Origin of the sequence: Helicobacter salomonis, assembly GCF_017979425.1 — a bacterium.
Classification (GTDB): Bacteria; Campylobacterota; Campylobacteria; order Campylobacterales; family Helicobacteraceae; genus Helicobacter; species Helicobacter salomonis.
Map to the genome: position 1 here is coordinate 97204 of NZ_JAERIS010000001.1, position 7358 is coordinate 104561.

The window sequence follows — 7358 nt, forward strand, 5'->3', positions numbered from 1 at the left end:
CCCATGATTTAAATGTGGATTATTTTCGCGTTAAGGGACCTTGTGATTGCACCTGTAGGTTATGTGAAATCTGACACGCTTTTTTTATGCGGCAATTGGGATTTTAAAACCCCCGCAGATGCACTAAAGCAATTAGAGCATGTGATCAAAAATGCTCCTCCCATCAAGGCCATTGACTTTAAGGAAGTGGAAAGTTTAGATTTTGTCTTTTTAATGTTACTCTACGATCTTTTAGGGCGTAGAAAACCCGTCTTTGTAAATGCCAATATCTACAATGGGCGTGTGTTGGAAGTGGTGGAGAGCTGGGTTAGAGAAGATCCAAGCATTTTGCGCAGAGAACAGGCATTGCGCCCTAAGCGCAATCCTTTAAACAAATTGGGCAAGAGTGTAGTGGCGTTTGTCAATACCATGCTCAATACCTTTAATTTTTGCGGAATGGTGCTCTATTTTCTAGGGCATGCAATCATCAAGCCTAAAACCTTGTGTTTCACCCCCTTGATACACCACATCTATGAGAGTGGGTTTAAGGTCCTCCCTGTGAGTATTCTCACCGTTTTTGTTGTAGGTTTTGCAATCGCGCTGCAAGGGGCAATTCAACTCCAAGAGCTAGGCTTCCCCTTGATGAGTATTGAAATGACAGCCAAGCTGGCCTTAAGAGAGATGGGGCCCTTTATTTTAACCCTTGTGGTCGCAGGGCGCAGTGCCTCTAGTTTCACTGCCCAAATTGGGGTAATGAAGATCACAGAAGAACTCGATGCCATGCACACCATGGGGCTTAACCCCTTTGCGTGGTTGGTGTTGCCCCGTGTTTTAGCCCTAGTGATTGTGATGCCCTTGATGGTCTTCATTGCCGATGCGTTTGCACTACTGGGAGCCATGGTGGCCATTAAATACCAGTTGGGAGTTACTTTTAGCCACTATGTAGCACGCCTGCATGAAAATGTAGGGTTGACACATTTCTTTGTGGGACTTATCAAGGCGCCTTTTTGGGGCTTTGCCATCGCTTTAGTGGGGTGTATGCGTGGCTTTGAAGTGAAGGGTGATACGGAATCTATAGGCACCTTCACCACCATCAGTGTTGTGAATGCACTCTTTTGGATTATTTTCTTAAACGCCCTCTTTTCTGTTATCTTTAGCAGACTTGATATGTAGGCCTGCCATGATCCACCATATTCCCCGTTTAATCGAAGTCAAAGACCTCTACACTGCCTATGGCAACCATACTATCCACAGAGGAGTGAGTTTCTCAGTCTATAAGGGGGAAGTCTTAGCGATTCTGGGAGGGAGTGGGAGCGGGAAGAGTACGCTCTTGAGAAGCATGATCTTGCTCAACAAGCCCACCAAAGGCATAATTCGTATTTTTGATATGGATATTTGGAAGCTTAAGGATTCAGAGCGTCACAAACTCTTTCATCGCATCGGAATGCTCTTTCAATTTGGAGCACTCTACAGCTCCTTGAGTGTGCTAGAGAATGTGGGCATTATGCTTGAGGAACACAGCGCTTATCCCAAGAGCAATATTATCGAAATTTCTAAGATGTGGCTGGATCGTGTGGGGTTGAGCAAGAAAGTTTATCATCTCTACCCCTATGAGTTGAGCGGGGGGATGAAAAAGCGCGTGGGGTTAGCGCGCGCCATGGCGACCAACCCAGACATTTTATTCTTAGACGAACCCACGAGTGGACTCGATCCCTACTCCGCCGATAAATTTGATGCTCTCATTCTTTCACTTAAGGAAGCCTTGAAACTTACCGTGGTCATGATCACACACGATTTAGACTCAATCAAAAACGCCGTAGACCGTTTTATTATGCTCAAAGATGGTTTGATCAGCTTTGATGGGAATTTGGAGGAGTTTGTGCAAAGAACTAAGGAGATCCCTCTTGAAGAGGGGAATTTATTCAATTCGACACGAGGAGAAAAATTTTGGAAAGACATGTAAATTACACATTAATTGGGGGAATTTTTTTAGCATGCATGGTTTGTATGGTTATCTTTATTCTATGGTTAGGGCATGTCAACTTTAAAGAAGAAGATTATTTGCGTTATGTGGTCTACACAGACAAGGATTTAGGCGGCATTGGAGCTAACACGCCCATCAACTACAAAGGAATTCAAATAGGCACGATTAGAAGTGTAGGATTTGACCCCCAACACTTGGGAATTGTCAAGATTGCCATTGACATTAAAAGCAAGGTGCCCGTGAGCAAAGATGCCACTCTCAAGGTGGAATCTCAGAGCTTAGTTGGGCTGAAATACCTGAGCTTAATTCAGGGTAAATCTAAGGAGTTTTACAGCAAAAACGACTCTGAGCGCATTTTACACTACGAACAGAGTTTTTTAGAAAGGCTTAGCGATAGTGCAGGGCATATCTCTAATGAGGTGTTAGGGATTATTAAAAGTATCGATCGCATTCTAAGCCCTGAAAATATCAATAATTTTGGCAAGATCATTGCTTCTGTGCAACAAATGGCACAAGGTTTAGACACAACCAAGGCAGATTTAGATCGATTACTGGTCAAGGCCCGCCAAACTTTAGATAGGACAGATACGCTTTTTGCTAAGGGCGATACTCTCTTGGCTAAAGGTAATCAGTTGATCCAGCATAGCGATCAATTGATTTTGGATGTGGATCACAAAGTCCAAAAGGGGCAGTTTGATTTGAAAACTATCTTGACACCTTTATTGATGCAGGCAGAGTTGAGCCTGCGTAACATTGATCAATTTGTGCAAAAGGGCTCCTTGTTCATGGATAAATTCGATGCCAACCCTTATAAAACTCTCTTTGGGGAGCACAAATGAAAACCAAATGGAGTTGGATTCTAGTGCCTTTCTTGGGTGGTTGTTTGAATCTCAATCTCAAACAGACCCTGCCTGAAATCAGCTACTACGATCTCAACACGCAAGAAATTCCCTCTGTATGTGCAAACCCTAAAAGTCTAGCATTAATAGGGGTTTTGGGTGCAGACCTTGTGAATACTAAGGATATTTTGCTCAAGCGCGCCAATGGACAAATTGAACGCAGTGTGAAAGAAAAATTTGCAGACCTACCTGCCAATATGCTTAAAAACATGCTAACCTTAGAAGCGATGCGTCAATGTGTGATTCTGAGTGTACCCCCTAACAGCGCTCATGTGAGTTTGAAGCTCAATGTCCTTTTTCTAGGAATTGTTGAGCACGAGGGGGCTTACAGCGCACAGATTGTACTCTCTGCAGACATGAATAACCAAAGCTTTATGGCCCTTGAAAGCCAAAAGGTGAGCCTCACATCTAAGGACAAGGAATTGGACATTCCCCCTGAAGCACTCCAGGCATTGCAACAGATCAGTGCACAAGCCATTGCTAAAATCATCACGCAAGTTAAAGCTAACCTATAAGGATCGTGGATGCAAGAAGACGAACGAATAGTCACTCATACGCAGGACCTCTTCGAAGAGGCTCTACAGGAGGATTTAGAGTCAAAGGACGAAGAAGATCAGTCCGGTCTCTATAATGAATTCCTTGTCATGGCTCATCAAGCTTATCAGGCGCGCCACTACGAAGAAGCCTTAGCCGGCTACCAACATGCCGCCGAGTTGGGTAGCTCCAGAGCACTGATTTATTTAGGTGTGATGCATGCCAATGGACGGGGGGTGCCCCAAGATAATGCGAAGGCCCTAGATTATTTTCATCAAGCCGCAAATTTAGGAGATAGTCAGGGGTTTGTAAACTTAGGCGTGATGTATAACCTAGGCAAAGGAGTTAGAAAAGACTATCAGAAAGCTTTAGATTACTTCAAGCACGGGGCAAGCTTGGAAGATGTCAATGCGCTTAATTACATGGGTTTGATGTATCGCACTGGGAATGGAGTGGGAGTGGATTATGCCAAAGCCCTGGAATTTTATCAACACGCTATGGAGCGCGGGAGTACCAAAGCTTTAGTGAGTTTGGGAAGCATGTACTATGCTGGACAAGGTGTCGTCAAAGACTATGCTAAGGCCCTTGAGTATTTCCGAAAAGCTGCAGATTTAGGGAATGCACGGGCTTGTTACAATTTGGCAATCATGTATGAAAATGGAGAGGGGGTGGAAAAGGACATCGAGAAATCCCTCAAGCTTTTTAAAGAATCCGCACAAGCTGGTTTTACCAAGGCCACCTACACCTTAGCCAGCATGTATGAGAGAGGAGAGGGAGTAGAAAAGGACATCGATAAGGCCATCGCGCTTTATCAGGAGGCAGGCGAAATGGGGGATGTCGATGCGCTCTCCAGCTTAGCCACCCTCTATCGCACCGGCAAGGGTGTAGAGCAGGACAAATACACGGCAATTGCCTACTATAAAGAAGCGGCTGATTTAGGCGACACCCACGCGTTTGCCAATCTAAATGCCATGAATACCCAGGTGAGTGAGCAAAAAGCACAAACCCTATACAATTTGGGCGTGGTCTATGTTAATGGGCAGGGGATGCCCAAAGACGAACAAAAGGCACTCGACTACTTCCAGCAAGCTGCTAAACTCGGACATGCTAAGGCAAATTACAATTTGGGAGTGATTTATAACAGGGGTGTGGGGGTGGATAGGGATGCTGCACTGGCCTTTTCTTATTTTCAAGAGGCCGCTAAATTGGGCGATAGCAAGGCCTACTATAGCTTGGGAATCATGTGCGAATATGGCAAGGGAACTGAGCGAGACATTCTGCAAGCTATCTTTTATTATCAGGAAGCAGCTAAAATGGACAATGCGAGCGCATTGCATCATCTAGGATCACTCTACCATGTAGGCAAGGAAGTAGAGAAAGATGTTCCCAAGGCGTTTTCTTACTTTCACCGCGCCGCCCAGTTGGGAAGCATTAAGGATTGTTACAATGTAGGGGTCATGTATAGCAAGGGCGAGGGGGTAGAGCGCAATATCCAACAGGCCATCATTTTTTTTCAAAAAGCAGCTGAAGAGGGCAATTCCAATGCTTTGTATAATATGGGGGTGATCTATTACCAAGGGGAGGGCGTGGCACAAGATATCCCCAAAGCTCTAGAATGTTTTAAGCGTGCAGCCAGTCTAGGGAATAAAAGAGCCAAAGGGGCTCTAGTATCTCTAAAGGAACTCAGCTAGGAGTTTCTGTGCTTGTTCAATGACCTCTTCAGGGGTGATATCTTCCATACAGGCGTGGGGTTTTATGGGACCTCCACTTTTAAGCGGACAGACACGCTTTTTACAGGGAGCACAGGGCAGGTTTTTGGAGATTAAGCGTGCGTGTGGATGTTGCCATGGATGCGTTTCTTGCATGTCAGTGGGGCCAAAGAGGGCAATTAGGGGGACTTGCAGGGCTGTAGCGATGTGCATGGGCCCGCTGTCATTGGTGATCAAGAGTGCAAGGGTAGCTAGAGTGTCAATGAGTTGTTGCAGGGTGGTTTGGTTGCATAGGTTATGTAAATGCTGATTTGGAGGGATTGAGCGCACAATCTCCTCCACCACTTCTAAATCTTTTTGTGTGCCAAAGAGATAGACCTCATAGCCTTTCTCAAGAAAATATGTCCCCACCAGGGCAAAGTACTCAGGCTTCCAACGCTTCGCACGCCCATAAGCGGCTCCAGGATTCAAACCGATACGCTTACAAGACTTTTTAGATGTGGAGGCATGGAGTTTAAGGGGAGGTGGAGTTGGATCAAGATGGGGTAAGCAGACAGAGAGTAAGTGATAGTAGCGCTGCACTTGATGGGCGTGCAAGAGGGTTGGGAGGGCATGGGTGAGCAGAAATGTACGCCCAAATTGGGCATACCCAATGCGCAGAGGGCTCCTGGTCCAGTAGAGCAACAACGCGCCATAAAAGTGATTGGTGAGCGTGATGGCTAGATCACAAGGGCCAATGCGCCTGGCAAGCTGGTAGGTAGCCCAGGCACGGCTTTTGGCATGCTTGGTCGTGTCAGGAATGCTCAGCGTGTTTTCATCTTGCTCAAAAAGCGCACAAGCAACTGCAGAACCTACCATAATAAATGAAGCATCCCTATAATGAGACCTCAAGGTCTCAACTAAAGGCGTCGCCATCACGCAATCCCCTAACCAATTAGGTAAACGCAGCAGAATCCTCACCCTAAGCCTCTCTTATTTCAATGATAATCCAATGCGCGTAAAAATCACGGGCAGCCCTTTATAACTATCTTTTGCAATAACACCGCCATGTTCAGGGCTCTTGTACCACAGCTTCTATTATTTTGACAATATTTTCATATGTATATTCCTTGATCTTACCGTGCAATTTCTGAGAGATTTGATTATAGTAATGAGGATTGCCCAAGAGTGCATCGATTTTATGCGCCATTTCCAAGGGCGTGTTAACCACTAATTCTGCGCATAAATCCCTAATGACACCCACATCAGTGCAAACAAAGGGGGTGCCAAACTGCATGCTTTCCAGAATAACTAAACCAAAGGACTCATAGGGAGCTCGACTCCCATGTACAAACAGAGTGGCTTTTTTAAAACAATCCAACACCTGATTTCTTTCCAAGTTATAAAAAAAACGCACATCTTTGAATTCATGTTCTTGGTCTAATTGGGTTTTGAGACTTTGAAGGCTCTCTAAAGTGCGATCGGCGTTCAAAGAACCTATAAACACTAAAGGAATGTTTGCTTGACTAAGATAGTAGGCCTTGAGCACAAAATCTTGCCCTTTTTCCTTGTAGTAGTTAGAAACATTGAGCAGATAGGGCTCACTGACAAGACATTCTAATGATTTGTTGTGTTGCTGTGTTGTTGTGTTGTGCAAACAGCTTTTCAGCAATGTCTTGGGTGGGTGAATATCCTTTTCAAACACCCCATTGGGCAAAATATTCACGCTGGTACAATAAGGTTTGAGGTAATCATACCCATGGCTGTGCCGGCTCAAGAGGAAGACGCAATCGTAATACTTAAGAAACTTTTGAAGTCGATAACGAAGCCACCATGGATAAGTACCCTGGGGCATTAGGCGCAAGTGCACCAACATAAACTTCAGCGCATCTTTGAAAAAACGCTTCCATCCAAAGCAAATGCTCATGAAAGGCTGTTCTCCATGTGATCTCAGGATTTTTTCTTGGCCATGAGTTTGGGGAGTTTGTCGTAAATAAAATCTGTGTTCCAGGTGAGTAAAGAGACATTGACGAGCAGATCGCATGGAAAGGAAACAACAAAGTTTTGATAATCTTCTAGCTCACCATCCCATCCATTCCCATGAAAGTTGATCGCAAATTCAATCACAAAGAGATTGGGGGCTATTTCTATAGCAATTTTATTCAAATCACCACTGGACACGGAGTGAGTGGGGCCCCCTCTGGCCAATTGTTGTTGATTAAACAAGTTGCTTGTGATGACATAAACCTGGTGGCCAGCTCTTGAGAGAGCTAG

The 7358-nt window shown here is 45.0% G+C and carries 7 protein-coding genes and 1 pseudogene; 5 read left to right on the plus strand and 3 right to left on the minus strand.

The window, feature by feature from the left end; translation table 11 throughout:
• Window positions 1-42 precede the first annotated feature (42 nt).
• From KCO92_RS00490 to KCO92_RS00510, 5 genes are read left to right on the plus strand one after another with little or no spacing between them, the layout of a single operon-like run.
• Window positions 43-1152: an MlaE family lipid ABC transporter permease subunit gene (locus KCO92_RS00490; protein ID WP_233709788.1), complete on the plus strand. Its 1110-nt coding sequence runs from the start codon at window positions 43-45 to the stop codon at window positions 1150-1152.
• A gap of 7 nt (window positions 1153-1159) precedes the next feature.
• Window positions 1160-1942, plus strand: coding sequence for an ABC transporter ATP-binding protein (locus tag KCO92_RS00495; RefSeq protein ID WP_104694997.1), 783 nt, complete (start codon window positions 1160-1162; stop codon window positions 1940-1942).
• Complete coding sequence (locus tag KCO92_RS00500) at window positions 1927-2802, plus strand: MlaD family protein (protein WP_104694996.1); 876 nt, start codon at window positions 1927-1929, stop codon at window positions 2800-2802. Before KCO92_RS00495 ends, KCO92_RS00500 begins: the two co-directional genes overlap by 16 nt.
• Window positions 2799-3377, plus strand: a complete 579-nt coding sequence (locus KCO92_RS00505; protein ID WP_104694995.1) for a hypothetical protein — start codon at window positions 2799-2801, stop codon at window positions 3375-3377. Before KCO92_RS00500 ends, KCO92_RS00505 begins: the two co-directional genes overlap by 4 nt.
• A gap of 9 nt (window positions 3378-3386) precedes the next feature.
• On the plus strand, window positions 3387-5087 hold the full coding sequence (locus tag KCO92_RS00510) for a tetratricopeptide repeat protein (protein WP_104694994.1): 1701 nt from the start codon (window positions 3387-3389) through the stop codon (window positions 5085-5087).
• Here KCO92_RS00510 and waaF read toward each other — a convergent pair.
• The 3 genes and pseudogenes from waaF to KCO92_RS00525 all read right to left on the minus strand — a co-directional run.
• Window positions 5070-6065 (minus strand): lipopolysaccharide heptosyltransferase II, encoded by a 996-nt coding sequence (waaF, locus tag KCO92_RS00515; RefSeq protein WP_104694993.1) that lies wholly within the window; start codon window positions 6063-6065, stop codon window positions 5070-5072. The genes KCO92_RS00510 and waaF overlap by 18 nt on opposite strands.
• A gap of 91 nt (window positions 6066-6156) precedes the next feature.
• Complete coding sequence (locus KCO92_RS00520) at window positions 6157-7011, minus strand: glycosyltransferase (RefSeq protein WP_233710417.1); 855 nt, start codon at window positions 7009-7011, stop codon at window positions 6157-6159.
• Window positions 7012-7034: 23 nt separating this feature from the next.
• A pseudogene (locus KCO92_RS00525) lies at window positions 7035-7358 on the minus strand (glycosyltransferase family 4 protein); the annotation flags it as partial.